The sequence below is a fragment of the Kitasatospora sp. NPDC091207 genome (genome assembly GCF_044768625.1).
Classification (GTDB): domain Bacteria; phylum Actinomycetota; class Actinomycetes; order Streptomycetales; family Streptomycetaceae; genus Kitasatospora.
The window spans coordinates 24,457-49,823 of record NZ_JBIVVS010000030.1 but is presented as its reverse complement, the minus strand read 5'-3'; the positions used below and the strand labels follow the sequence as shown (position 1 = coordinate 49,823).

Here is a 25,367-nt window from a genome sequence, read left to right as displayed (position 1 = left end):
TCGTCGCCCCCAAGGGTATCCGGCCACCCCGGCAACGGTCTCCACCCCCGGGCGAACCGGTCCGGGGGCGGTCCGACGGACCCCCTCCGGCGCGCCGGCTCCGGCCCGGGCGGCCCGCCGGAACGGCCCGCCCCGGCGACCCGCGGTCAGCCCAGCGAGGCCCGGACGGCCGCCGCCACCTCCCCGGCCCGCTGGGCGGAGAGCGGCCGGCCCGCCTGGTCGGTCAGGTAGAAGGAGTCCACGGCCTCCGCGCCGAGCGTGCTGACGTGCGCCGTCCGGACCCGCACACCGGCCCCGTCCAGGGCCCGCCCGATCCGGTGCAGCAGGCCGGGGGCGTCGTGGGCCCGCACCTCCAGCACGGTCGCGGTGGCCGAGGCCATCGCCGGCGCCACCGCGACCAGCGGCGGCGGGGTGGGGATGCCGCGCCGGCGCGGAGCGGCCGCGTCGCGCTCGGCGAGCCGGCGCGAGACGTCCAGCGAACCGTCCAGCGCCCGGCGCAGGTCGGCCCGGAGCCGGGCCGCCTCGGGCAGCTCGCCGAACTCGGCGGCCACCGTCCAGGAGAGCAGCAGCACCGGGCCGGCGCCGATCGGGTCCAGCTCGCGCAGGCCCGCCGAGCGGACGGTCAGCCGGTGCAGGGCCAGCACCCCGGCGACGGTGCCGAGCAGGCCCGGCCGGTCGGGCACGGCCAGGGTCAGCCGCACGCCCATCGGCTCGGTGCCGGGTTCGTCCACGTCGGCCTGGGCCAGCAGGGAGAGCGCCGGGCCGGCCGTCCGGGCGGCCTCGACGGCGAGCCGCTCCTGTTCGGCGGTCGGCGCCGCCTCCCCCGCGTGGGAGCCCCACCGGCCGGGGGCCGGCGACGGGTACGCGCCGGCCAGCCGGTCGGCGGCCCGGGCCGCCAGGCCGTCCACCAGCGAGGCCCGCCAGCGGCTCCAGGCGGCCGGACCGGTGGCGGTCGCGTCGGCCTCGGTCAGTGCGTGCAGCAGCTCCAGCTGGGGCAGGGTGGCGACCACCTTGGTGATCGCCTCCACCGTGGCGGGGTCGTCCGGATCCCGCCGGGTCGCGGTCTCCACCAGGGTCAGATGGTGGCGGACCAGCACCGCCAGCGTCTCGACGGACTCGTGGTCGAAGCCCATCCGGACCGCCACGTCGCGGACGATCACCTCACCCGCCTCACTGTGGTCACCGGGCCAGCCCTTGCCGATGTCGTGCAGCAGGGCCGCGACCAGCAGGAGGTCCGGCCGGGCCACCCGACGGGTCATCGCGGCCGCCCGCACGGCTGTCTCCACCAGGTGGCGGTCGACCGTCCAGCGGTGCACCGCGTTGCGCTGCGGCCGGCAGCGGACACGCTCCCAGTCCGGCAGCAGCCGGGTGATCAGTCCCTCCGCCTCCAGCGCCTCCCAGACCGGCAGGCAGGCCTCGCCGGCGCCGAGCAGGGTGACCAGTTGCTCGCGCGCCTCGTCCGGCCAGGGCACCGGCAGCGGGCGGCACTCGGCGGCCAGCCGGCGCACCGTCGCGTAGCTGATGGTGAGGCCGTTCTGCGCCGCCGCGGCCGCCGCGCGCAGCGGTAGCACCGGGTCGGCGGCCGGCCGGGCGCCCTGGGCGAGCACCGCCTCGCCGTCCTGTTCGACCACGCCCTCGGCGAGCGGGCGGCGCTGGACGGCGCCGCGCGCCACCGCGCCGGCGCCCCGCCCGGTGCCGGTGAACGGGAAGGAGAGCCGCGAGGAGCGCCGCCCCCGGGTGGTGCGGGCGGCCAGCACCCGGTCGACCGCCCGCCAGGTGACGTCACTCGCGTAGGCGACGGTCCGCGCGGCCTCGTACACCTGCCGCAGCAGGGTGTCGGCGTCCAGCACGCCGAGCCGCTCGGCGACCTGGTCCTGGTCCTGCAGGCTGAGCCGCTCGGTGGCCCGGCCGGTGGCCAGGTGCAGGGCGTCCCGGACGTCGGCCAGCCGCGCCGCGGCGGCGTCCAGGCCGTCGCGCGGGGCGTCGGCCAGCCAGGTGGCGGCGATCGCGTTGAGCGCGACCACGTCGCGCAGGCCGCCGCGGGCCTCCTTGAGGTCCGGCTCCAGCAGGAAGGAGAGCTCGCCGTGGCGCTCGGCCCGCTCGCGGCCGAGTTCGCGCAGCTCGGGGAGGCGGTTCGGGGCGCCGGTGCGCCAGTCGGCGAGCACGGCGGAGCGCAGCCCCGCGGTGAGTGCCCGGTCCCCGGCGACGTGCCGGGCGTCGAGCAGGCCGAGCTGGGCCTTGAGGTCGGCGGCGGCGACGCTCCGGGCCTCGGCGGGGGTGCGGACGGAGTGGTCGAGGGAGGCGCCGGCGTCCCAGACCGGGTACCAGACGCGTTCGGGCAGCGCCGGGTCGAGCGGGCCGTCGTGCAGCAGCAGGACGTCGAGGTCGCTGCGCGGGGAGAGTTCGCCGCGCCCGTAACCGCCGACCGCGACCAGGGCGACCCCGGCGGGGGCGCCGGCCGCCGCGAACAGGCCGGCCAGCCAGTCGTCGGTGAGCGTGGCCAGTGCGGTGCGCCGGGCGGTCCCGACCAGGCCGGGCGTGTCCAGCAGCCGGGCGCGGGCGGTGCCGTGGTCGGGCGGGCCGTCGCCGCCGGACGGGTGAGCGGGGGGAGTCCCGGGCCCGGCGGCAGGCCGGGAGAGCGGGTCGGGCTGCGTGGTCATACGGGGTCCCCGTCCGTCGTCGTCCGGTTGAGCGAAGCGCGCCGATTCGGGCGTGGAACGCCGATTCGGGCGAAGAGCGCTGATACGCCGTCAGCGGACCCGTGACCACGGGGTGGTCTCGGGCCCGCCTGCGGGATCGTGCTGATGCTAGAGGGAGGGGGTCCTGCTCAGAGGGCGTCGGGGCCGCGCTCACCGGTCCGGACCCGCACCGCGGTCTCGACCGGGACGCTCCAGACCTTGCCGTCGCCGATCTTGCCGGTCCTGGCGGCCTTCACCAGGACGTCGATCAGCTGGTCGGCGTCGTCGTCCTCGACCAGGACCTCGATCCTGACCTTGGGCACCAGGTCCACGGTGTACTCGGCGCCGCGGTAGACCTCGGTGTGGCCGCGCTGCCGGCCGTAGCCACTGGCCTCGGTGACGGTCAGGCCGTGCACGCCGAAGGCCTGCAGGGCGGCCTTCACATCGTCCAGGCGGTGCGGCTTGATGACTGCGGTGATGAGCTTCATCAGGCGTCGACCTCGGTCTTCTCGGTGTTCTTCCCGGCGTTCCCGGGGGCGGCCCCGGCGACCACCGCCGCGGCCGGAGCGTGGGCGGTCCGGGCCGGACCGGCGCCCAGCGCGCTGAAGTCGTACGCGGACTCGGCGTGCTCGGCCTGGTCGATGCCGGCGACCTCGACCTCCTCGGCGACCCGGAAGCCGACCGTGCGGTCGATCCCCTTGGCCAGCAGCCAGGAGAGGACGAAGGAGTAGGCGCCGACCACGGCCACGCCCATCGCCTGCTTGCCGAGCTGCTCCAGGCCGCCGCCGTAGAACAGGCCCTTGGCGGTCTGGCCGACGGTGCCGGTGGCGAAGAGCCCGACCAGCAGCGAGCCGACGGCGCCGCCGACCGCGTGCACACCGACCACGTCGAGCGAGTCGTCGAAGCCGAACCGGTACTTGAGGCTGATCGCCGCGGCGCAGACGGCACCGGCGATCAGCCCGATCGCGACCGCGCCGAGCGGGCTCACCGAGCCGCAGGCGGGGGTGATGGCGACCAGACCGGCCACCGCGCCGGAGGCGGCGCCCAGCGTGGTGAACGCGCCGTGCCGCAGCTTCTCGTAGACCAGCCAGCCGATCAGCGCGGCCGCCGTGGCCACCTGGGTGTTGACCAGGGCCATCGCGGCGACGCCGTTGGCCGCCAGCGCCGAGCCGGCGTTGAAGCCGAACCAGCCGAACCACAGCAGCCCGGACCCGAGCATCACCAGCGGCAGGCTGTGCGGGCGCATCGGGTCCTTCCGGAAGCCGACCCGCTTGCCGAGCACCAGGCAGAGCGCCAGGCCCGCGACACCCGCGTTGATGTGCACGGCGGTGCCGCCGGCGAAGTCGATCACGCCGTTGCGGTCGCCGAGCCAGCCGCCGTTGCCGCCGTCGAAGAAGAAGACCCAGTGCGCGACCGGGAAGTAGACGACAGTCACCCAGAGTGCGATGAACAGACCCCAGGCGGTGAACTTGGCCCGGTCCGCGACGGCCCCGCTGATCAGCGCCGGGGTGATGATCGCGAACATCAGCTGGAAGGCGGAGAACGCGGTGACCGGGATCGTGCCGGTCAGGTCGTTCAGCCCGATGCCGTGCATCCCGAGGAAGTCCAGGTTGCCGATCAGCCCGGCGCCGGCGTCGGGACCGAAGCTGAGCGAGTACCCGTAGAGGACCCAGAGCACGCTGACGATGCCCAGCGAGAGGAAGCTCATCGCCAGCATGTTGAGCGTGCTCTTGGCCCTGACCATGCCCCCGTAGAAGAAGGCCAGGCCCGGGGTCATCAGCATGACCAGGGCCGCGCAAATGAGCACGAAGGCGGTATCGCCCGCGCTGAAGCCGTCCGGCATCGGCGTCTCCTCATGAATGGAAGCCGCTCCACACCCGGGATACCTGTCCCGTGCCACCCGGGGTGTCGGCGATGGGAAGGAGCGTGCCGAAGGCTGGTTTCCGCCGATGCGGCCCGGTGTTTCGCGACCGTGACGACGGCGACGCGCGGGTTACGCCTACGTGAACCACGGCCGTGGCGCCGGAGCCGATGGGTTACCGTGCCGCCGCGCGGCACGAGGAGTACCGGAAACGCCACCGACCGTGGCGGCGGCGGCCGTCACGGTCGGTGGGGGCTGGGAGGGTACGTCGGCGCGGGTCAGACCACCGAGACGTACTCCGGGATGTCCTGGACCACCCGCTCCTTGAGCCGGCTGATCGCGTCCACGCCGCCGTACCGGGCGGCGGCGGCCTCGGTGGTCTTGCGGACCCGGGAGTTGAGTCGCTCCGAGCGCACCTTGGTGGCGATGTCCACCGCCTGCTCGGCCATCACCACGGCCTGCTCCGGCTCCCGCTGCAGCAGGTGCACGCTGGCCATGCCGATCAGGTTGAAGGCGTAGGAGCGGACGTGGTCGCCGTCCTGGCGGAAGAGGTCGACCGCCCGCTCCATGACCGGGGCGGACATCGAGGCGTACAGCTCGGCCCGGTCGGAGTGGTAGGCGAGATCGCGGAAGGAGTGCGCGTTCTCGGCGTTCAGCTCGGCCGGCGAGAAGAACTTCAGCCAGTCCGGGTCGCCGTCGCCGTCGCGGATGTCGGTGAAGGTGTCCTCGGCCAGCCGGACCGCCCGGGCGCAGCGGTTCACCTCGCCGATGGTGGCGTAGGCACGCGCCTCCATCGCGTACAGCAGGGACTGCTGGCGCGGGGTGGCGGTGTCACGGCTGCCGTACTGGGCGAGGTGGATCAGCTCCAGGGCGTCCTCGCCGCGGTTGAGGTGGATCATCTGGCGGCTCATGTCGGTGAGGATCAGCGCACCGAACGGGCGGTCGCCGGCCTCCTTCGCGGCGTGCAGCGCCAGCACGTAGTACTTCTGCGCGCTGGGGTGCATGCCCACGTCGTAGGACATCCAGCCGGCCAGGTGGGCCAGCTCGGCGGTGAGCCGGAACAGCCGCCGGGTGGTCTGCTCGGGGTAGGTCTCCTGGAGCAGGTCGGTGACCTCGTGGAGCTGGCCGACGACGGCCTTGCGGCGCAGCCCGCCGCCGTTCTGGGCGTCCCACTGCCGGAACATGACGGTGGTCTGCTCCAGCAGTTCCAGCTCGGGCTCGGAGAGCCGGCCGGTGAACGGCTCACCGCCGTTGGCCGCGGTCAGGATCGGGGTGGGGGTGCCGTTCGGGCCGGGGGTGAGCCAGCGCTGCATCGGCTCGATCAGCGCGGCACCGGCCGTCATGGCGAGTGAAGTGCCCAGGAAACCGCGCCGGTTGAGCATCAGATCGCTGCGCGAGTAGTCGCTGATCAGCTGAACGGTCTGCGGCGCGCTCCAGGGCAGGTCGACGCCGCCGCCCACGGTGGAGACCGGGACGGCGGCCCGCAGCCCGAGGTCCTCGATGGAGACCACCGAACCGAAGCGCTCGGAGAACAGCTCCGACATGATCTTCGGGATCGGCTCCCGGGGCTGCTCCCCGTCGAGCCAGCGCCGCACCCGCGAGGTGTCGGTGGACACGTGGTGGGCGCCGATCTGACGGGCCCGGCGGTTGACCTGGCGGGCCAGTTCACCCTTGGACCAGCCGCTGCGGGCGAACCACGTGGTCAGCTTCTCATTGGGTTGCTTCTCTGCCATGGGAACGTCCCCATCCCGCCCGGCCCCTGCTGCGGGGCCCCCGATCGTGACCGCCCGACGGTTGCGGGCTCTTGCCAGACGTGCTGCTCTTCCGTACCCGAGGTGCTGCCGAGACCGCTTGCCGGACCACTTGTCGCACTGGTGTGCCCATCCTCGCGGACGAGGCGTCAGATTCCCCAACTCCCGCCCCCACCGGGCCGGAAGCGGACTCCCCGACGATGTCTGCGTGCTGAACGTAATGCCCCGCACACGGTCCGGGGGAGCGGCCCTGGCGAAACGCCACCTTTCGCCACCCCCAGGAGTGAACCGATCCAACTCCGCACACGCTTCACTGGGTAGTCCCGGCGGTCCGGCATATGCGGGCCGCCAGGTCCCCACCGGCACCACGGCCCGTCACCCTCAAACCACAGCAGCCCCAGGCGAGTTTGCCGCCCACCCTGATCGACGGCCGCCTCGCGCAGTCGACGATCCGGCATCGGCACCGACCCCCACAAGGCGGCGCCCGAGGCACAGCACGGCAACAGGCGCACGCCACGCGCTGCGCGCCGCCACCGCACCACGCGCCACGCAACGGACAAACAACACAAAGTCACCATCCCGTAACCATCGGCAACGAGATCCTGTTGGGGGAGGCATGGACAACCTGTTCGGCGAACTTCGACTGGGGCACCTGCGGTTGGCCCCGCTGAGCGCACGCCGCCGCACCCGGGTGACGGTCTCCCGGGCGGCCGCGGAGTACACCGGTCGCTGGGGCTGGGCGGTCACCGTCGGCAACCCGGCCGGCCCGGCCACCGCCGCGGACCGCTGCCACTGCGGCGCCGCCCGCTGTGCCGCGCCCGGCCTGCACCCCGCCCCCGGCGGCGCACCCGCGGCCCGCCCCGCCTCGGACGTCTCCGTCCTGTTCCCCACCGGCCGCGCCTTCGACGTCCTGGACGTCCCCGAGCAGGCCGGCCTCCAGGCGCTGGTCCGGCTGGAGCGCATGGGCACCCAGGTGGGCCCGGTACTGGCCTCGCCCACCGGCCGGCTGCAGTTCCTGGTCGCCGCCGGCACCGCGCGCCGACTGCCCGACCTGCTGTACCGGATGGGCTGGGACGACGCCGCGCTCGACCTCACCTGCCACGGCGAGGGCAGCTACGTCGCCGCACCGCCCACCGTGCTCGGCGGCCTGGGCCCGGTCCGCTGGCTGCGCCGGCCCACCCGCGACAACGCCGGCTGCCCGCCCGAGGCCCGGCTGCTGCTCGGCACCCTCGCCTACGCCTGCCACCGCGGCCGTGAGCGCACCGCCGAGCCCGCCTGGCTCGCGTCCTAGCCGTCCGCCCCTCCCCCTCCCGCGCGAACCCCGTCGGGCCCCCGCGCCCGCCGCCCCTCGACATGCCGAAGGGCCCGCCCCTCGCGGAGCGGACCCTTCACCGGGAGGGCGGGGTTCAGTCCCCGATCAGCGCGTCCACGAACGCGCCGGGTTCGAACGGCGCCAGGTCGTCGGCGCCCTCGCCGAGCCCGATCAGCTTGACCGGCACACCCAGCTCGCGCTGCACCGCGACCACGATGCCGCCCTTGGCGGTGCCGTCCAGCTTGGTCAGCACGATGCCGGTGATGTCGACCACCTCGGCGAAGACCCGGGCCTGGATCAGACCGTTCTGGCCGGTGGTGGCGTCCAGCACCAGCAGCACCTCGTCCACCGGGCCGTGCTTCTCCACGACCCGCTTGACCTTGCCCAGCTCGTCCATCAGGCCGGTCTTGGTGTGCAGCCGGCCGGCGGTGTCCACCAGCACGGTGTCGGCGCCCTCGGCGATGCCCTCCTTGACCGCGTCGAACGCGACCGAGGCCGGGTCCCCGCCCTCGGGGCCGCGGACGGTCCGCGCGCCGACCCGCTCGCCCCAGGTCTGCAGCTGGTCGGCGGCGGCGGCCCGGAAGGTGTCGGCCGCGCCGAGCACCACCGTACGGCCGTCGGCGACCAGCACCCGGGCCAGCTTGCCGGTGGTGGTGGTCTTGCCGACGCCGTTGACGCCGACCACCAGGACGACGGCCGGGCCGTCCTCGTGCTTGGTGGAGTGCACCGTGCGGTCGGCGTCCGTGCCGATCAGCTCGACGAGCTCCTCGCGCAGCAGGGTGCGCAGCTCGTCCGGGGTGCGGGTGCCGAGCACCTTGACCCGGGTGCGCAGCCGCTCGACCAGCTCCTGGGTGGGGGTCACGCCGACATCGGCGGTGAGCAGGGTGTCCTCGATCTCCTCCCAGGTGTCCTCGTCGAGGTGCTCGCGGGAGAGCAGCGAGAGCAGCCCCTTGCCGAGCGAGTTCTGCGAGCGGGAGAGCCGGGAGCGCAGCCGGACCAGCCGGCCGGCGGTGGGCTCGGGCACCTCGATCGCCGGGGCCGGCTCGGCCTCGGCCGCCTCGGGGACGGCCTCGGCCTCGGGGAGCTCGACCTCCTCGACGGTGCGTCGGGGCTCCTCGGTCGGCGGCGCGGCCTCCTCGCCGACCTGGGGCTCTTGCGGGGTCTTGGGCGCCGTGATGACCGGCGCCTGCGACTTCGGGGGGAGCTGCTGGCGTCGTCTGCCGGAAACGACGAGGCCCGCGATCGCGCCGATGGCGACCACGGCGATGACTACGGCAAGGATCACGTATTCCATAACCCGTCCAGTATCCGTGACGGCGGCGCGGACGGACCGCAGGCGGACTACGCGGAAACGGTACGGCTCTCCCGGGACGGCTCCGGGCGCTCCCCGCCGGCCCGCCGCCGGGGCGGTACCTCCGGCCGCAGCCGCTGGCTGATCACCTGGGAGATGCCGTCGCCCTTCATGGTCACGCCGTAGAGGGCGTCGGCGGACTCCATGGTCAGCTTCTGGTGGGTGATCACGATCAGCTGGGAGCTCTCCCTCAGCTCCTCCATGATCCCCACCAGCCGGCGCAGGTTGGTCTCGTCGAGCGCCGCCTCGACCTCGTCCATCACGTAGAACGGGCTGGGCCGGGCCTTGAAGATCGACACCAGCAGCGCCACCGCGGTCAGCGAGCGCTCCCCGCCGGAGAGCAGCGAGAGCCGCTTGACCTTCTTGCCCGGCGGCCGGGCCTCCACCTCGACCCCGGTGGTCAGCATGTCGGCCGGGTCGGTGAGCACCAGCCGCCCCTCCCCGCCGGGGAAGAGCCGCGCGAAGACACCCTCGAAGTGGGCGGCGGTGTCGTGGTAGGCCGAGGCGAAGAGCTGCTCGACCCGCTCGTCCACGTCCTTGACGATGTCGAGCAGGTCGCGCCGGCTCCGCTTGAGGTCGTCCAGCTGCTCGCCGAGGAAGGTGTGCCGCTCCTCCAGCGCCGCGAACTCCTCCAGCGCCAGCGGGTTGACCTTGCCGAGCTGCTGGTAGGCCTTCTCCGCCGCCCGGAGCCGCTTCTCCTGCTCGGCCCGGTCGTACGGGCGCGGCTCACCGGGCGCCTCGTCGCCGTCGGGCGCGGGCGGCGGGACGAGCCGGTCCGGCCCGTACGAAGCGAGCAGCTCGCCGCCCTCGATGCCGAACTCCTCCAGCGCCCGGGCTTCCAGCTGCTCGATCCGCAGCCGCTTCTCGGCGCGCAGCACCTCGTCCCGGTGGCCGGCGTCGACCAGCTTGTCCAGCTCGGCCTTGAGCTCCCGGCCGTGTTCGCGGTGGTCCCGCAGCTCGGTCTCGCGCTCGGCGCGCGCCCGCTCGACGGCGGCCCGCCCGGCGTCCGCGCGGGCCAGTGACACCTCCAGGCAGGCGAGCAGCTGCCGGGCGCCCGCCGTGACGGCGTTCGCCACCCGGGCGTCGTGCTCGGCGCGCAGCCGGCGCTCGGCCGCGCGGGCGCGCGCCTCGCGCTCGGTGCGGGCGGCCCGGTCCAGCTGGTCCGCCCGGCCGGCGAGTGCGCGGACCCGCTCCTCGTGCGTCCGTACCGCGAGCCGGGCCTCCAGCTCGGCCTGCCGGGCGCCGACGGCGGCCTCGGCCAGCCGCCGCTGCTCGGCCGGGTCGGGCTCGTCCTCCCCCGGGTCGGCCGACTCCTCGGCGGCCGCGAGCCGTTCGGCCAGTTCCTCGGCGGTGGCGAGCAGCTCGGCAAGCCCCCGCTCGGCCCGGGCGGCGGCGGCCGCGAGCCGTTCGGCCTCGCCGGCGGCGGCCCGGGACTGCCCGCCGAGCCGGCCGAGCGCGCCCGCCACCTCGGCCCGCTCCCGTTCCGCCTTCCTCCGGGTGGTGGCCAGTTGGTCCAGCTCGGCGGCCGACTCCGTGCGCAGCTCGGCGAGTTCGGCCAGCCGTCCGGCCGAGTCGGCGCAGCGGACGTCCAGTTCGCCGATCGCCCGGGCCGCCTCGTCGACCGCCGCCTGAGTCTCCAGCAGGCTCGGCACACCACCCGCGCCGCCGTACGCGAAGCCCGCGCCGAGCCGGTCCCCCTCGGCGGTGACCGCGACCAGCGACGGCTGCCCGGCCACCAGCCGCACCGCCTCGTCGAGTGAGCCGACCACCGCGACCCCGGCCAGCAGGGACCGCACGGCCGGCAGCAACGGGGCCGGGCCGTCGACCAGTTCGGCGGCCCAGCGGGCGCCGGGCGGCAACTCCCGCGGCTGCCCGGACGGTTCGGGCGCGCCGGCGATGAGCAGCGCGGCCCGGCCGGCGTCCTCGGCGCGCAGCAGCCGCAGGGCCTCGGCCGCCGTGCCGGGCGAGTCGACCGCCACCGCGTCCGCCGCGGCGCCGAACGCCGCCGCGACGGCGCTCTCGTGCCCGGGTGCGATCCGCAGCAGCGCGGCCGCCGGGCCGAGCAGCCCGGTCAGCCGGTCGCCGGCCGCCAGCAGGGCCCCGCTGCCGTCCTTGCGGCGCAGCCCGAGCTCCAGTGCCTCGCGCCGCGCGGTCAGCCCGGCCCGCTCACGCTCGGCGGCGCCGGCACGCTCACGGGCGGCGGCCAGGTCGCGTTCGACGGCGGCGAGCCGCGCCCGGGCGGACTCGTGCGCGGTGTCGGCCCGTTCGTCGTCCCCCGCCGAGGCGTCGACCCGCTCGCGCAGTTCCTCGTACGCGACCCGGGCGGCCTCGGCGCGCAGCAGCGCTTCGTCCCGGGCCTCGGCGAGCCGGCCGATCTCCGCCTCGGCGGCGGCCGCCCCGGACCGGGCGGCCGCGGCCTGCCCCTGCAGCCGGGCCAGCCCCTCGCGGCGGTCCGCGATGGCCCGGGCGGCGTCCTTGAGCCGCCGCTCCTCCGCGGCGAGCGCACGCTCCAGCGCGCCCCGGGTCTCGACCGCCTCGGCGAGCGCGTACCGGGCCTCCTCCAGCGCCTCGGCCAGCGCGGCCTCCTCCTCCCGGACGTGCTCGGCCTCCCGCTCCAGCTCCTCCGGCTCCCGGCCGCGCCGCTCCTCGACGGCTCCCCCGGCGGCCGCGTGCCGGGCCCCGGCCTCGGCCAGCCCGGCGGTGCCGCGGGTGCGCTCGGCCAGCGCGGAGAGGTGGTACCAGGTCTGCCGGGCCGCCTCCAGGCTCGGGCCGAGCTGCTGGACCTGCGCCTCCAGGACGGCCTCCCGCTGGATCGCCCGGGCCAGCTCCTGCTCGACGGTGGAGCGGCGCAGCTTCAGCGCCAACTCGTCGGCGACCTCGGCCTCGACGGCCTCGCGCAGGGTGAGCAGGTCGTCGGCGAGCAGCCGGAGCCGGGCGTCGCGCAGCTCGGCCTGGATGCCGGCGGCGCGGCGGGCGATCCTGGCCTGCCGGCCCAGCGGTCCGAGCTGGCGGCGCAGTTCGGCGACGAGGTCCTGCACCCGGTTGAGGTTGACCTGCATCGCGTCCAGCTTCCGCAGCGCCTTCTCCTTGCGCTTGCGGTGCTTGAGCACGCCGGCCGCCTCCTCGATGAAGGCGCGGCGGCCCATCGGGTCGGCGTGCAGCACGGAGTCGAGCTGTCCCTGTCCGACGATGACGTGCATCTCCCGGCCGATGCCGGAGTCGGAGAGCAGCTCCTGGATGTCCAGCAGCCGGCAGGTGTCGCCGTTGAGCGCGTACTCGCTGCCACCGTTGCGGAACATCGTCCGGGTGATGGTCACCTCGGCGTACTCGATCGGCAGGGCGCCGTCGGAGTTGTCGATGGTGAGACTGACCTCGGCGCGGCCGAGCGGGGCGCGCCCGCTGGTGCCGGCGAAGATGACGTCCTCCATCTTGCCGCCGCGCAGCGACTTGGCGCCCTGCTCGCCCATCACCCAGGAGAGCGCGTCGACGACGTTGGACTTGCCGGAGCCGTTGGGGCCGACCACGCAGGTGATCCCGGGTTCGAACCGCAGCGTGGTGGCGGAGGCGAACGACTTGAACCCGCGCAGCGTCAGACTCTTCAGGTGCACGCGCCGGTCTCCTCGTCGCTCGCCAGGGCCCCAGCGGCGACTGTATCCGGCCGGACCGGCGGCAACGGCGTCCGGACACGACGAAGGGACGCCACACAGGGCGTCCCTTGCAAGCTGCGTCCCTTATCGGGGCGGCTCAGTGCACAACGGCGTCGATCTGCGAGGACCGGGCGGGACTCAGGTGAGAGCCGGCTCCCGCTGATCCAGATCGATGCTGTTGAGCAGCGAGTGCTCGTCAGCGACAGCGGTGAGCGCGTCGTTCTCAGCCTGCATCCGAAGGAGCTCGGACTCCAGGTCCTGGACGCGCTGCTGAAGCCGTCGCATCTCGGAGAGCATTCGCGGGTCGGGGCCGCCGACGTACCCGAGAAGCGCCTTTGCCATGATGAATGGTCCTCCACGCTGAGTGACCGAACCGGAACGGTACAGGTCTAGGGGGAAGGGGGACGCACGCGCGGCGCGCCACCGGCAGTGCTGGCTGGGCACTACGGCACAACCACCGTGAGCTGGGCTCACGAGGGCGTGCGCCTACCGGGTAAACGCGGTCGTGTGCGCGGGTTTCCAGCGTCTCACCAAAGACGGAAAGGGTCAACACGATCACCGCACGCTACCGCGCCCCTGTCACCTGCCTGGCGGTGTGGTCACACCGGGCGGCCTCGGGCCGGTCCACCATCTGCTCGTGGATCATCGTTCGATGCGGAGTCAACCACGAGTCTGCCCAGATGGCAACCGTATGACACCGAAGGCCGCCGATCATTTCACGGGACCGGACCCCGGCCGGAGGGCCACCACCGGCGGCACCCCGCTCAGCGGATCTCGAACCCCGGGTAGCCGGTGCCGACGGCCGTCCAGATCTCGGTCACACCGGTGACGCCGCCGGGCGTGTCCGGGCCGCGCAGCAGGGCCAGGAGGTGCTCGCAGTCCGCGGCGAACCCCTCGGCCACCACCTGGACCCGGCCGTCGCCGAGGTTGCTCGCATAGCCGGTCAGGCCGATCTCCAGCGCCCTGGCCCTGGTCCACCAGCGGAAGCCGACCTGCTGGACCTTGCCCCGCACCCAGGCGGTCACCCGGACCGGTTCATCACTGTGTGCGTCGCGACCGTGCATGGGCCCGACCCTATCCGGCCGGGTCACGGCCCGCGCTACGGCGCCGTCGGGCCGTCCACGGTCCAGCCCGGACTGTGGATCTCCACCTGGAGGTCCGCGCGCCGGCCCTCCTGGCCGCAGGTGCGGCAGACCCAGGCCGGGTCGTAGGGGTGCGGTTCGTGCCCGCCGGGGGCGTGCTCGAAGCTCACCGGCGGCTCGGGGAGCAGCCAGCGGTCGCCCCAGCCGAGCAGTGCCTGGGTGAGCGGGGCGAGATCGCGGCCGGCCTCGGTCAGGTGGTACTCGTAGCGCGGCGGCCGCTCGCTGTAGGCGCGGCGCTCGACCACGCCGGCCTCCTCCAGCGCGCGCAGCCGGGCGGTGAGGCGGTCGCGCGGGGCGCCGGTGTTGCGGGCGATCCGGTCGAAGCGGTGGTTGCCGTAGAACAGCTCGCGGACGGCGAGCAGGGCCCACTTCTCACCGACCACGTGCAGCGCGGCGGCGATCGAGCAGGGCCGGCCGGGGAGGGCGGGCGGGGCCGAAGGCGTGGGGGAGGTCACACCACCAGCCTGCCACACAGGGTTGCATTCTCAAACCCAATCGGTGCGGGCCCACCCACGGAGGGCCGCGCGGCGCGGCCCCGCGCACAGCACCGCGGCCCCGCCGTTCACCGGCGGGGCCGCGGGCCCGGTCCTCGCGACGACGGGGTCAGAAGCCCCCGCCCCCGAAGTCGCCACCGCCCCCGTCGAAGCCGCCGCCGCCGTCGAAGCCACCGCCGCCGTCGAAGCCACCGCCGAAGTCACCGGAGTTGAAGTCACCGCCGGAGAAGTCGCCGCCCTCGTACCCGGAGCCGCCGTCATAGCCGGCGCCACCGTCGTACCCGTAGGCCGGGGAGCTCATCATCGAGCCGAGCATCGTGCCGACCAGCAGACCCGGCAGCAGACCGCCGCCGCCGAAGCCCCCGAAGTAGCCGCCCGCCCACGGACCGTACGCCGGGCCGGCGTTCCAGTACGGCTGCGGACCGTGCTCGGTCGGCACCGTCCGGACCTCCGGGTCCTGCCCGGTGGCCAGCCGGTCGGCGTCCGCCCGGCAGACCGGGACGGTGCGCGCCGCGCCACCCGCCGGGGCCCAGTCCGCGTCCTGGACGGACGGGCCGTGCCGCGGGTCGAAGAAGCACGGCGGACGCCGCTCCGGCACCGGCCGCTTCGCGCGCCGGGCGTCCAGCGTGGCCAGGGCGAACCGGCCGTCCTCCAGTGCCTCGGTGACCGGCTTGACGTCCTCCGGGCCCTTGGCCTCGTCCATGCTGCGCTTGGCCCGCTCGTAGGAGTCGAGGGCGTGCGTGTAGTCGGCGCGCTGGACGTCGTCGGCGTCCGGGGCGCCCGGGCTGAAGTCGAGCCGGTCCAGCTCCTCGCCGAAGGCGGTGATGTCCTCGTCCACCACCCGGCGCAGCTGGGCCAGTTCGGCCCGGCGCCGCTCCTCCTTGCGGTTCTTCGAGCGGCGGAAGAGCAGGAAGACGCCGGTGCCGGCCAGCGCCAGCAGGGCCAGCGGGACGACCACCGCCGCCGTCGACATGCCGCCGGAGTCGCTGTTCACCCCGTGGCCCTTGACCTGGGGGGCGGCAGTGCCGACGAAGTCGTTCAGGGTCGCGTCGATGTCGCCCGGGTGCGAGCGCAGGGACGCGCCCGCGATCCGCTCGGCGCTCGCGGTCGGCAGCGCGGCCTTGTCGGAGCGGGCCTGGAACTGGTCACCCCGCCAGATGCCGTAGACGCCGGTGATGCCGACCTTGGTGCGCAGGTCCGGGATCACCGTGTTCGCGCCGTACGCGTCGGTCGCCGGGACCACCGCGATGAAGATCGGCTTGTCCGTCCTGCGGATCTTCTCGGTCAGGGCGTCGGCCTGGCTCTGGCTGAACCGGCCGGCCATCGCCGGGTCGACGTACACCTGGCCCTGCTTGAGCGCGGCGGTGGCGTCGTCCAGCCCGCCGGCCGCGGAGGCCGCCGGGGCCAGCACGAGCAGCAGCCCGAGCACCATCGCCACCAGGGCCGATGCCCCGGCGCTCCGGGAACGTCGTCGAGCAAGGGTTCTCATGTCATCGACGCTACCCCGCCGGGCCCGCCGGAGGGGCATCCCCTTCGCGTACGGGCGGGCCCGCGCACCCCCACCGTCCGCCGGGGTCGCCGCCCTCCTCGGGGATGATGTTTCCCCGGGCCACCCCCGAGACCGGCCGCCGCGGGAACCCGGCCGCCGGCCCGGTCGTCCGTCCCGGCAGGCCCACGGCAGGCCCACGGCAGGCCCACGGCCGTCCGCCGAGCAGTCGCCGGGCAGCCCGCCGGGCGATCGGACCCCGTCCCGCGACCAGGCATAGTGGTGGCCGTACCTGGGTCCGCCCACCTCCTCCTGACCACTTCTCCCGATCGGAGCAACTGGGTGTTCATCGGCCTCGTCACCGCCGTGGCGGCCTCCGCCTGCTACGGCACCGGTTCGGTCCTGCAGGCCGTCGGATCACGTCGCTCCGCCCGGGAGGAGGCCGCCGCCGGGGGCAACTCGGCCGGGGTCACCGCGCACGGCGGGCCCAGCCTCGCCTCCACCGCGAAGGCCGCCGTCACCTGGGAGTTCATCCTGGGCACGGTCCTCGACTTCATCGGTTTCGGCCTGGGCGCGCTGGCCGCGCGGCTGCTGCCGCTGTTCCTCTCCCAGACCATCATCAGCGCCAACCTGGTGATCACCGCGGTGCTGAGCATCAAGCTGCTCGGCATCCGGCTCAAGCAGTTGGAGTGGGCGTCGATCGGCGTGCTCTGCTCGGCGCTGGTGCTGCTGGCCGTCTCCGCCGGACCGGAGGGCGGCCACCACGCGCCGATGGCCTTCCACTGGTGGCTGCTGCTGATCACCACCGTGCTGCTGGTCGGCGGCGGCCTGCTGGTGCGGCGGATGGGCGCCAACGGCGCGATCGTCGCCGGTCTGCTCTCCGGCCTCGGCTTCGGCGCGCTCGGCGTCGGCGTGCGGATCCTCAACGGCGTCCAGCCCTTCGAGCTCGGCGCGCTGCTCTCCGACCCGGCCCTGTACGCGATCCTGGTCGGCGGCATCGGCGGGATGTACGTGCACACCGTCGCCCTGCAGATCGGCTCGGTGAACGGCGCGACCGCCGCCCTGGTGGTCGGTGAGACGGTGCTGCCCGGGGCCGTCGGCGTCATCTGGCTCGGCGACTCCTCCAAGGACGGCCTGGCCTGGCTCGGCGTGGTGGGATTCCTGCTCGCCGTGGTCGCGGCGGTCGGCGTCGCCTACTTCGGCCAGGACACCCACGGCCCGGCCGGGTCGGACCACCCGCAGCCCGAACTCACCAAGCGCTAGCCCCCGGACGGGCCCGCCGGACCGGATCCGGCGGGCCTCAGCGCCCGTTGCGCGCCTGCGGCACGCGCTGGCAGCGGGGGCAGAAGTAGCTGGAGCGGTTCATCCAGGCGGCGCGGCGGATCGGGGTGCCGCAGCGACGGCAGGGCTCGTCCTCGCGGCCGTAGGCGTCGAGGTCCCGGGAGAAGTAGCCGCTCTCGCCGTTCACGTTGACGTAGAGGCTGTCGAAGCTGGTGCCGCCGACGGCGAGGGCGGCCGTCATCACGTCCCGCGCGTGGGCCAGCAGCACGGCGGCCTGCGGGCGGGTGAGCGAGCCGGTCGGGCGGTCGTAGTGCAGCCTGGAGCGCCAGAGCGCCTCGTCCGCGTAGATGTTGCCGACCCCGCTGATCAGGGTCTGGTCCAGCAGCGCCCGCTTGACCGTGGTGCGCCGGGCCCGCAGCGAGGCCACGAACGCGGCGTCGTCGAAGCGCGGATCGAGCGGGTCCCGGGCGATGTGCGCGATGGAGAGCGGCGTGCCCTCCGGGTCGCCGTCCTCGGCCTCCTCGACGGCCAGCCCGCCGAAGGTCCGCTGGTCGACGAAGCGCAGCTCGCGGCCGCCGTCGGTGAACCGCAGCCGCACCCGCAGATGCTTCTCGTCGGGCACCGACGGGTCCTGGACGAGGAGTTGGCCGCTCATCCCGAGGTGGCCGATCAGCGAGAACCCGCCGGCCGGCGCCCCGGCGGCGGCGCCGGAGAGCGGCACCCAGAGGTACTTGCCGCGGCGCTGCGCGGAGCCGAGCGTGCTGCCGGTCAGCCGGGCGGCGAAGTCGGCCGCCCCGGCCGCCTGGCGGCGCACGGCGCGCGGGTGCAGCACGTCGACGCCGGCGACGGTCCGCCCGGCGACCCAGTTCGCCAGACCTCGGCGGACGACTTCTACCTCGGGGAGTTCGGGCACGGGAACAAGCCTCCTGCGACGGTGATCTGCAGGAGGAAGGCTACTGCGTGCTCAGGTCCCGGCGGGCAGGCGGTCGGCGTACTTCTCCTTGATCGCCCGCCAGGCGCTCTCCGCGGCCTTCTGCTCGGCTTCCTTCTTCGAGCGGCCGACGCCGCTTCCGAAGTCCTCGCCGGCCACCCGGGCCGCGGCGGTGAAGGTCTTCTCGTGGTCCGGGCCGGACTCCTCGACCACGTACTCCGGCACTCCGATGCCCACCGAGGCGGTGAGCTCCTGGAGGCTGGTCTTCCAGTCCAGGCCGGCGCCCAGCTGCGAGGACTCCTCGATCAGCGGGTCGAACAGGCGGTGGACGAACTCGGTGGCCGCGTCCAGACCCTGGTCGAGGTAGACGGCGCCGATCACGGCCTCGACGGTGTCGGCGAGGATCGACGACTTGTCGCGACCGCCGGTACCCTCCTCGCCCTTGCCGAGGCGGATGAACGTCCCGAGCTCCAGGCCCCGGCCGACGTCCGCGAGCGCGCGGGAGTTGACCACCGCGGCGCGCAGCTTGGCGAGCGTGCCCTCCGGGACGTCCGGGTGGACGCGGTAGAGGGTGTCGGTCACCACCAGGCCCAGCACCGAGTCGCCGAGGAACTCCAGGCGCTCGTTGGTGGGCAGCCCACCGTTCTCGTACGCGAACGAGCGGTGGGTCAGGGCACGCACCAGAAGGGCGCGCTCGAGCGTGTACCCGAGGCGCCCTTCCAGGACGTCGTATTCGGTCGAAGCCGGCCCGCCGGCCTTTCCGCCGCCCGAAGTGGCCTTCGGGGCGATGGTCGCCTTGCGGGAAGAGTTACTGTCCGACATCGATCCGTACACCCCGCCGATCAGACCGAGAGGACCTGGCGACGGTTGTACGTGCCGCAGCTCGGGCACGCGATGTGGCCGAGCTTCGGCTCGTGGCAGCTGTCGCACGCCACGAGGGCCGGAACGACGGCCTTCCAGTTGGAACGGCGGTGGCGCGTGTTGCTGCGCGACATCTTCCGCTTCGGAACAGCCACGGCTACTTCTCCTGGTTCTCGGCGGCACCCTCACGGGTGTCGCTGTGCTTGATTCCCCGCCGCCGATCAGCGACTTCGCCGCGGGCCTCGTCGCCGGGGGTGGCGGAGAGTCCCTGCAGTGCCGCCCACCTGGGGTCGGCGGCGTCGTGGTGGTGCGTCGGGTCGTCGCTCAGGCGCGCTCCGCATTCGGAGCACAGGCCCAGGCAGTCTTCCTGGCACACCGGCTGCAGCGGCAGTGCGAGCACCACCGCGTCACGCAGCACCGGCTGGAGGTCGAAGAAATCGCCCTCCAGACGGTAAGTCTCTTCTTCCGAGTCCTCGTCGAGGTCCTCGGTCCCGGCGGTCCGGGCGCGGTGGCGCTCGTCGGACTCCGGGTAGTAGTACAGCTCCTGGAAGTCCACGTCGATGTCATCCTCGACGGGCTCCAGGCACCGCACGCACTCGCCCTCGATCAGGGCCTCGGCGGTGCCGGTCACCAGCACACCCTCGACCACCGACTCCAGGCGGAGCTCCAACCGCAGCTCGCTCTTCTCCGGGACGCCGATCACATCAATGATCCCGAGGCCCTCCGGGGCCTCCAGGGTGCGGGACACCTTGCGCAGCGAGCCCGGGCGACGACCGAGCTCGTGCGTGTCGAACACGAGGGGGTCGCGGTGGTCGAGGCGGTTCAAGGTGTCCTGACTTCCTGAGAAAACTGATGCGCGGTGCTGCTCACCGGACGATGCGCGGGCAGACCGACGGGTCCGGCACGGAGAGGCCGGAGTGGTCAGACTACCGGAGTCTTCGGCCAGGCCCAACTTCGGTCCCGGCCGCTGACCGGGCTCAGCGGCCGCCGAGCTCCCGGAGCCTGGTCATGTCGATCATGCTGGTGTCGAAGAAGCTGGTCTCGTCCAGGCCGGGCTGCTGCTGCTGCTGTTGGGGCTGCTGGTGCTGGTGCTGCTGCGCGACGGCCGGCGGGTTGGCGGGCTGCTGCGGGTAGCCGTAGGCGTCGTACTGCTGCGCCGTGTAGCCCTGCTGCGGTTGCGGATAGCCGTAGCCGCTCTGCTCCTGCGCGACCGGGTAGCCCTGCGGCTGCTGCGACTGCTGCTGCTGTCCGTACCCGTACTGGCCGCCGTACGGATCGCCCTGGCCCGCCGGGTCGAAGCCGCCGCCGTAGACCTCGGCGTACTGCCCGCCCGGCTGCTGCGCGGCGGCGTACTGGTCCGCGCCGGGGGCCTGCCAGCCGGCCGCGGCCGGGGTCTGCTCCGGCCAGGTCTGCTGCTGCGGCACCTCCTCGCGGTACCACGGCACCTCCTCGCCGTCGGGGTCGGCGGCGAAGCCCGCCGCGACCGCCTCGGCGCGGTTCTTGGCCTGCTGGGCCTGGTCGGCGGCGGCCAGGTAGGCACCCAGCTCGTCGATCGGGGCCTTGCCGAGCAACTTGTCACGGCCCTTGCCGACCGCTTCCAGGGTCGCGCTGAGGACGTTCTCCAGGGTGGCGAGCTTCACATCGACGTACTCGTCGACCTCGGGGCTCGGGGTGATCCGCGGCTGCGGCCGGAACTCCTCGCCGTCGCCCTCGCCCTCGTACCCGGTCTCGAAGACGCCGGCGTCACCGCGCAGCTTGGTCCGGCCGCGGCCGACCGCGCCGAGCGTCTTGGTGAGCACGACCTCGAAGTTGGCGAGCTTGCTGTCCACGTAGTCGTCGGCCTCGGCGCGCTTGGTCTCGACCTCGGCCCGCGCCTCGGAGAGGATCCGGTCCGCCTCGGCCTGGGCCCGGCGGACCACCTCGGTGTCGGAGATCAGCGAGCCCCGCTCGGCGTGCGCGCCCTGGATGATCCGCTCGGCCTCGGCCTCGGCGCCGGCGACCACCTGCTCGTGGTCGGCCATCACCGACTGGGCCTGGGCCAGCTCGGCGGGCAGCGCGGCCCGGAGGTCCTGGAGCAGACCGACCAGCTCGGCCCGGTTCACCACACAGGAGGCCGACATCGGCATCGAGCGGGCGTTCTCGACGGCCGCGACGATCTCGTCGACCTTGTTCTGCACGTCCACGGGGCTTCGTCTTTCCGTGTGCCGCCGACGGTCCGGCGGAGGCAGGCCCGGCGCGGTGGACCTCACCGCAGGGCAGGAACTCAGACTTTACGGCCACTGCGGGGCGAGGTCACAACGCCCGGACCGGGCCATCGAACCGGGCCCGGGACAAGTGGTGACGAATCGGCAGAAACGGACCGGTTCGGGGCCGGCCGGGCCGCTACCGGGCCTCGGCCTTCCGCTGGGCGATCCGCTCGACCAGCCGGCGGTGCACCGTCTCCGGCAGCAGGTGCGAGACGTCGCCGCCGTACGAGGCGACCTCCTTGACCAGCGTGGACGACAGGAAGCTGTACGTCGGCGAGGTCGGCAGGAAGAGCGTCTCGACGCCGGTCAGCCCGTGGTTCATCTGGGCCATCTGCAGCTCGTAGTCGAAGTCACTGACGGCGCGCAGGCCCTTGACGATCGCCGGGATGCCGCGCTCCCGGCAGAAGTCCACCAGCAGACCGAGGTGCGACTCGACCACGATGTTCCCGTACTTGGCGGTGGTCTCCTCGATCAGCGCGATCCGCTCGTCGATGGTGAACATGCCCTGCTTGTTCCGGTTGATCGCGACCGCGACATGCACCACGTCGTAGAGCTTCGAGGCCCGCTCGATGATGTCGAGATGACCGTTGGTGATCGGGTCGAACGATCCGGGGCAGACGGCGCGGCGCATGGCGTGGATGCTCCCTCGTGGGGTGACGGGTCCTGCGGGCCTCGGCCCGCTACGAGTGTGGGCGGGCCTCGGCGGCGGCGCGACCGTACCAGAGCGTGCCCTCGCCGTAGCGGCGCGAGCGCAGCACCTCGAAGCCCTCGGGCCAGCCGAACTCGCCGCCTCGGGTGCTGCGCTCCACGGTGACGAGTGCGTCGGCCGCGAGCCAGCCCCCGGCCAGGAGTGTGATCAGCATCTCGCGGACCTCGTCGTCGGTGACGACGTAGGGCGGATCGAGAAAGACCAGGTCGTACCCGGTCTCCGGGGGCGGGCCGGCGATCACCTTCTCGGCCCGGGAGGCCACCACCACCGCGCCGGGCAGGTCGACCGTCCGGACGTTGTCCCGGATCACCCGGGCCGCCTGGCCGTCGGCCTCGACCAGCAGGACGTGCTCGGCGCCGCGGGAGAGCGCCTCCAGGCCGACCGCGCCCGATCCGCCGAACAGGTCCAGCATCCGGGCCCCGTGCAGGGTGCCGCGCAGCGCCTCCAGGGTGGAGAACATCGCCTCGCGGGCCTTGTCGGAGGTCGGGCGGGTGCTCCGGCCGGGCGGTACGGCCAGCCGGCGGCCGCCGGCCGCCCCGGCGATGACGCGGGTCATGGTGGTGGGAGGTCCTTTCGTCGCTGCCCGACCACGCTATACGGCCCCGGCGGACGGGGGCGCCCCGAGGCCGCGAACACCCCGGAGCGCCGACCGTCCGACCGGTGCGCGGACGCGCCCCGGACCCGCGGCCCCACCACGGGGGCCGCGGGCACCGGATCAGCCCGCGTCCGCCGCCGGCCGGGCCGGGACGGCCGCGCCGAGCAGCGCCGGCGAGGCGTAGCGGGACCACGAGAGGCAGCCGTCGGGCGGGCAGTACTCGGGGCGGCGCGGGTCGTGCCCGAGCTCGCGCAGCTTGGTGCGGACGGAGTCGGGGGTGCGGCCGAAGCGGGCGGCGATCCGGGCGACGGTCTCGCTGTCGTGGAACCGCCGGACCAGCTCCTCCTCGTGCTGCGGCACCCAGGGGGCGCCGTGCCCGGGGTAGAGCTCACGCAGCACGTCGCGGTCGGGGATGGGCTCGGAGACATCGGCGACGATCGCCAGCGCCCGGAGCGCGCGGTTGAGCGCGATCCGCAGCGAGGCGACGTCCTCGACCGGCAGGCGGAGCTTGCCCGAGGCGAGCGGCGCGGCGGCCGCCCCCTCACGCCAGCCGGTGAGGGTGAGGGTGACCTCGCGGTCGTCGTCGCTGGCGAGTTCGATCCGGAAGACCTTGTCGCCCAGCGGGAGCTCGTTGAGATGACGGAATGCCATGGCAGGACCCCCAAGTGTCGTGCCAGGTACGCACCTTGGGGGTGCGCCCTGAACAACTACATTCTCTCGCGGGGGTCTGACAATCGACCGGCCGACGACCCGGCCGCCCGGGCTCCCGAAGGGCTCAGCCCTTCTCCAGGTACTCCGCGCGGTCGGCGTCGAGCAGGCTCTCCAACGCGGTGCGCAGGTCCGGGTGGGCGGTCAGCCCCGGGTCCTCGGCGACCAGCCGGGTGGCCTCGGCGCGGGCCGTCACGATGACCTCCTCGTCCTCCAGGACGGAGAGCACCTTCAGCGAGGACTTCACCCCGGACTGCGCCTGGCCCAGCACATCGCCCTCGCGCCGCTGTTCGAGGTCGATCCGGGACAGCTCGAAGCCGTCCAGGGTGCCGGCCACCGCCTCCAGCCGGGCCCGGGCGGCGCTGCCCGCCGGCATGTCGCTGACCAGCAGGCAGAGGCCGGCCGCGCTGCCGCGCCCGACCCGGCCGCGCAGCTGGTGCAGCTGGGAGACGCCGAAGCGGTCGGCGTCCATGATCACCATCGCGGTGGAGTTGGGGACGTTGACACCCACCTCGATCACCGTGGTCGCCACCAGGACGTCCACCCCGCCGGCCGCGAACCGGCGCATCACCTCGTCCTTGGCGTCGGGCGCGAGCCGGCCGTGCAGGATCTCCACCCGCAGCCCGGCCAGCGGGCCCTTCGCCAGCTTCTCGGCGGTCTCGACGACCGACAGCGGGGGGCGCCGCTCGTCGCTCCCGGCGCCCGCGTCCGGCTCCGCGCCGGTGAGGTCCTCCAGGTCCCCGGCCGGCGCGGACCTGCGCTTCTTCTTGGCGTCGGCGGGGTCCTCGTCCCCGATCCGGGGGCAGACCACGTAGGCCTGGTGGCCCTTGGCCACCTCCTCGCGGACCCGCTCCCAGGCCCGCGCCAGGAAGTTGGGCTTCTCCAGGGCCGGGACGACATGGGTGGAGATCGGCGAGCGACCGGCCGGCAGCTGGTCCAGCACCGAGGTCTCCAGATCCCCGAAGACGGTCATCGCGACGGTGCGCGGGATCGGGGTGGCCGTCATCACCAGCAGGTGCGGCGGCTGCTCGCCCTTGGCCCGCAGCGCGTCCCGCTGCTCGACGCCGAAGCGGTGCTGCTCGTCCACCACGACCAGGCCGAGGTCCTGGAACTGCACCTTGTCCTCGATCAGCGCGTGGGTGCCGATCGCGATGCCCGCGTCCCCGCAGGCCATGTCCAGCATCGCCTGACGGCGGGCCGGGACGCCCATCGAGCCGGTCAGCAGCACCACCCGGGTACCGAGGTCCGAGCCGCCCAGCAGGCCGCCCTCGGCCAGGTCCCCCATCATCTCGACGATCGACCGGTGGTGCTGCTGCGCCAGGACCTCGGTGGGCGCCAGCAGGGCCGCCTGGCCGCCCGCGTCGACCACGGCGAGCATCGCGCGCAGCGCGACGAGCGTCTTGCCGGAGCCGACCTCGCCCTGGAGCAGCCGGTGCATCGGGTGCTCGGTGGCCAGGTCGGCGAAGATCTCGGCGGCGACCTTGAGCTGGCCGTCGGTGAGGGTGAACGGGAGCCGGGCGTCGAAGGCGTCCAGCAGTCCGCCCTCGCGGGCCCGGCGCGGCTTGGCCGGCAGCGCCGAGTCGGCGGCCCGGCGCTGCGCGAGCGCGACCTGGAGGACGAAGGCCTCGTCCCAGCGGAGCCGGCTCTGGGCGCGCTCGCGGTCGGCCTGGCCGCGCGGGCGGTGGATCAGCTCCAGCGCCTCGGGCAGCGGGATCAGCGCGTGCCGGTCGCGCAGCTCCGCGGGCAGCGGTTCGCCGACGTCGCCCAGGTGCTTGGTGAGCGCCGTCTCGACGCAGATGGACAGCTTCCAGCTGGGCATCTGGGCGCTGGCGCCGTAGACCGGGATCAGCCGGCCGGCGAACTGCCGGGCGGCGTCCGATCCGGCGTCCTCGTCGAGCAGTTGGTAGTCCGGCGAGACCAGCTGACGGCTGCGGTTGAAGACACCGACCTTGCCGGCGAACAGGCCCTGGGCGCCCGTCCGGAGCTCCTTCTGCCGCCAGCCCTGGTTGAAGAAGACCAGCGACAGCCGGCTGCGGCCGTCGGTGACGACCACCTCCAGGCGGTCCCCCTTGCGGCCGCGGAACGGGATCAGGGTGACCTTCTCGATCCGGGCCAGCACGGTGACGTGCTCGTCGATCTCCAGCTCGTCCAGGCTGGTGAGCTGGCCGCGCTCGACGTAGCGGCGCGGATAGTGGTGCAGCAGGTCCCCGACCGTGCGCAGCTTGAGGCTGTCGGCGAGCACCTTGGCGGTACGGTCGCCGACGAGCTTGGTCAGTGGTTCATCGAGAGCGCCCATCAGGCCCTTGTTTACACC

The 25,367-nt window shown here is 74.0% G+C and carries 21 protein-coding genes; 2 read left to right on the top strand and 19 right to left on the bottom strand.

From position 1 onward, the window contains the following. Positions 1–146 precede the first annotated feature (146 nt). The 4 genes from ACIQTO_RS33205 to ACIQTO_RS33190 form a co-directional block, all read right to left on the bottom strand. A complete protein-coding gene (locus ACIQTO_RS33205) occupies positions 147–2,660 on the bottom strand; it encodes a [protein-PII] uridylyltransferase (protein WP_402396028.1) in 2,514 nt (837 codons plus the stop codon). Positions 2,661–2,827: 167 nt separating this feature from the next. After that, positions 2,828–3,166 (bottom strand): P-II family nitrogen regulator, encoded by a 339-nt coding sequence (locus tag ACIQTO_RS33200; RefSeq protein ID WP_329489763.1) that lies wholly within the window; start codon positions 3,164–3,166, stop codon positions 2,828–2,830. After that, positions 3,166–4,521 carry an ammonium transporter gene (locus ACIQTO_RS33195; RefSeq protein WP_402396025.1) on the bottom strand — a complete coding sequence of 452 codons (1,356 nt, stop codon included), beginning with the start codon at positions 4,519–4,521 and terminating at the stop codon, positions 3,166–3,168. Before ACIQTO_RS33195 ends, ACIQTO_RS33200 begins: the two co-directional genes overlap by 1 nt. 296 nt (positions 4,522–4,817) lie before the next feature. Further along, complete coding sequence (locus tag ACIQTO_RS33190) at positions 4,818–6,272, bottom strand: hypothetical protein (protein WP_402396023.1); 1,455 nt, start codon at positions 6,270–6,272, stop codon at positions 4,818–4,820. A gap of 634 nt (positions 6,273–6,906) precedes the next feature. Between ACIQTO_RS33190 and ACIQTO_RS33185 the strand changes: the two genes are divergently transcribed. Further along, a complete protein-coding gene (locus ACIQTO_RS33185; RefSeq protein WP_402396022.1) occupies positions 6,907–7,581 on the top strand; it encodes a bifunctional DNA primase/polymerase in 675 nt (224 codons plus the stop codon). 115 nt (positions 7,582–7,696) lie between these two features. Here the strand turns inward: ACIQTO_RS33185 and ftsY are convergent, their stop codons facing one another. The 6 genes from ftsY to ACIQTO_RS33155 form a co-directional block, all read right to left on the bottom strand. Beyond that, on the bottom strand, positions 7,697–8,896 hold the full coding sequence (gene ftsY, locus ACIQTO_RS33180) for a signal recognition particle-docking protein FtsY (RefSeq protein WP_402396020.1): 1,200 nt from the start codon (positions 8,894–8,896) through the stop codon (positions 7,697–7,699). Between the two features lie 47 nt (positions 8,897–8,943). Beyond that, positions 8,944–12,561: a chromosome segregation protein SMC gene (gene smc / locus ACIQTO_RS33175; protein WP_402396017.1), complete on the bottom strand. Its 3,618-nt coding sequence runs from the start codon at positions 12,559–12,561 to the stop codon at positions 8,944–8,946. Between the two features lie 177 nt (positions 12,562–12,738). Continuing rightward, positions 12,739–12,942: a hypothetical protein gene (locus tag ACIQTO_RS33170; RefSeq protein WP_030243474.1), complete on the bottom strand. Its 204-nt coding sequence runs from the start codon at positions 12,940–12,942 to the stop codon at positions 12,739–12,741. A gap of 422 nt (positions 12,943–13,364) precedes the next feature. Beyond that, positions 13,365–13,664: an acylphosphatase gene (locus ACIQTO_RS33165; protein ID WP_402396013.1), complete on the bottom strand. Its 300-nt coding sequence runs from the start codon at positions 13,662–13,664 to the stop codon at positions 13,365–13,367. 35 nt (positions 13,665–13,699) lie between these two features. Continuing rightward, positions 13,700–14,197, bottom strand: coding sequence for a winged helix-turn-helix transcriptional regulator (locus ACIQTO_RS33160; RefSeq protein ID WP_402396010.1), 498 nt, complete (start codon positions 14,195–14,197; stop codon positions 13,700–13,702). Between the two features lie 148 nt (positions 14,198–14,345). After that, positions 14,346–15,725, bottom strand: a complete 1,380-nt coding sequence (locus ACIQTO_RS33155; protein WP_402396008.1) for a hypothetical protein — start codon at positions 15,723–15,725, stop codon at positions 14,346–14,348. A gap of 339 nt (positions 15,726–16,064) precedes the next feature. On the opposite strand from ACIQTO_RS33155, the gene ACIQTO_RS33150 reads away from it, so the two are divergent. Continuing rightward, positions 16,065–16,985 (top strand): hypothetical protein, encoded by a 921-nt coding sequence (locus ACIQTO_RS33150; RefSeq protein WP_402396005.1) that lies wholly within the window; start codon positions 16,065–16,067, stop codon positions 16,983–16,985. A 37-nt stretch (positions 16,986–17,022) separates the two neighbouring features. Here ACIQTO_RS33150 and mutM read toward each other — a convergent pair whose 3' ends face one another. The 9 genes from mutM to recG all read right to left on the bottom strand — a co-directional run bounded on the left by mutM (position 17,023) and on the right by recG (position 25,349). Beyond that, positions 17,023–17,916 carry a bifunctional DNA-formamidopyrimidine glycosylase/DNA-(apurinic or apyrimidinic site) lyase gene (gene mutM, locus ACIQTO_RS33145; protein WP_402396002.1) on the bottom strand — a complete coding sequence of 298 codons (894 nt, stop codon included), beginning with the start codon at positions 17,914–17,916 and terminating at the stop codon, positions 17,023–17,025. Between the two features lie 51 nt (positions 17,917–17,967). Continuing rightward, on the bottom strand, positions 17,968–18,756 hold the full coding sequence (gene rnc / locus ACIQTO_RS33140) for a ribonuclease III (RefSeq protein WP_380576406.1): 789 nt from the start codon (positions 18,754–18,756) through the stop codon (positions 17,968–17,970). A gap of 20 nt (positions 18,757–18,776) precedes the next feature. After that, positions 18,777–18,950: a 50S ribosomal protein L32 gene (gene rpmF / locus ACIQTO_RS33135; RefSeq protein WP_188303282.1), complete on the bottom strand. Its 174-nt coding sequence runs from the start codon at positions 18,948–18,950 to the stop codon at positions 18,777–18,779. A 2-nt stretch (positions 18,951–18,952) separates the two neighbouring features. Then, entirely contained in the window at positions 18,953–19,621 is a 669-nt protein-coding gene (locus ACIQTO_RS33130; protein WP_380576405.1) for a YceD family protein, read from the bottom strand. A gap of 151 nt (positions 19,622–19,772) precedes the next feature. Next, entirely contained in the window at positions 19,773–20,978 is a 1,206-nt protein-coding gene (locus ACIQTO_RS33125) for an ATP synthase F0 subunit B (RefSeq protein ID WP_402395998.1), read from the bottom strand. Between the two features lie 199 nt (positions 20,979–21,177). Further along, complete coding sequence (gene coaD, locus ACIQTO_RS33120) at positions 21,178–21,672, bottom strand: pantetheine-phosphate adenylyltransferase (RefSeq protein WP_380576403.1); 495 nt, start codon at positions 21,670–21,672, stop codon at positions 21,178–21,180. A gap of 49 nt (positions 21,673–21,721) precedes the next feature. After that, a complete protein-coding gene (rsmD, locus tag ACIQTO_RS33115) occupies positions 21,722–22,306 on the bottom strand; it encodes a 16S rRNA (guanine(966)-N(2))-methyltransferase RsmD (RefSeq protein WP_402395995.1) in 585 nt (194 codons plus the stop codon). 159 nt (positions 22,307–22,465) lie between these two features. Continuing rightward, positions 22,466–22,996 (bottom strand): hypothetical protein, encoded by a 531-nt coding sequence (locus tag ACIQTO_RS33110; protein WP_402395993.1) that lies wholly within the window; start codon positions 22,994–22,996, stop codon positions 22,466–22,468. 124 nt (positions 22,997–23,120) lie between these two features. Further along, a complete protein-coding gene (gene recG / locus ACIQTO_RS33105; RefSeq protein WP_402395991.1) occupies positions 23,121–25,349 on the bottom strand; it encodes an ATP-dependent DNA helicase RecG in 2,229 nt (742 codons plus the stop codon). Between the last annotated feature and the right edge of the window lie 18 nt (positions 25,350–25,367).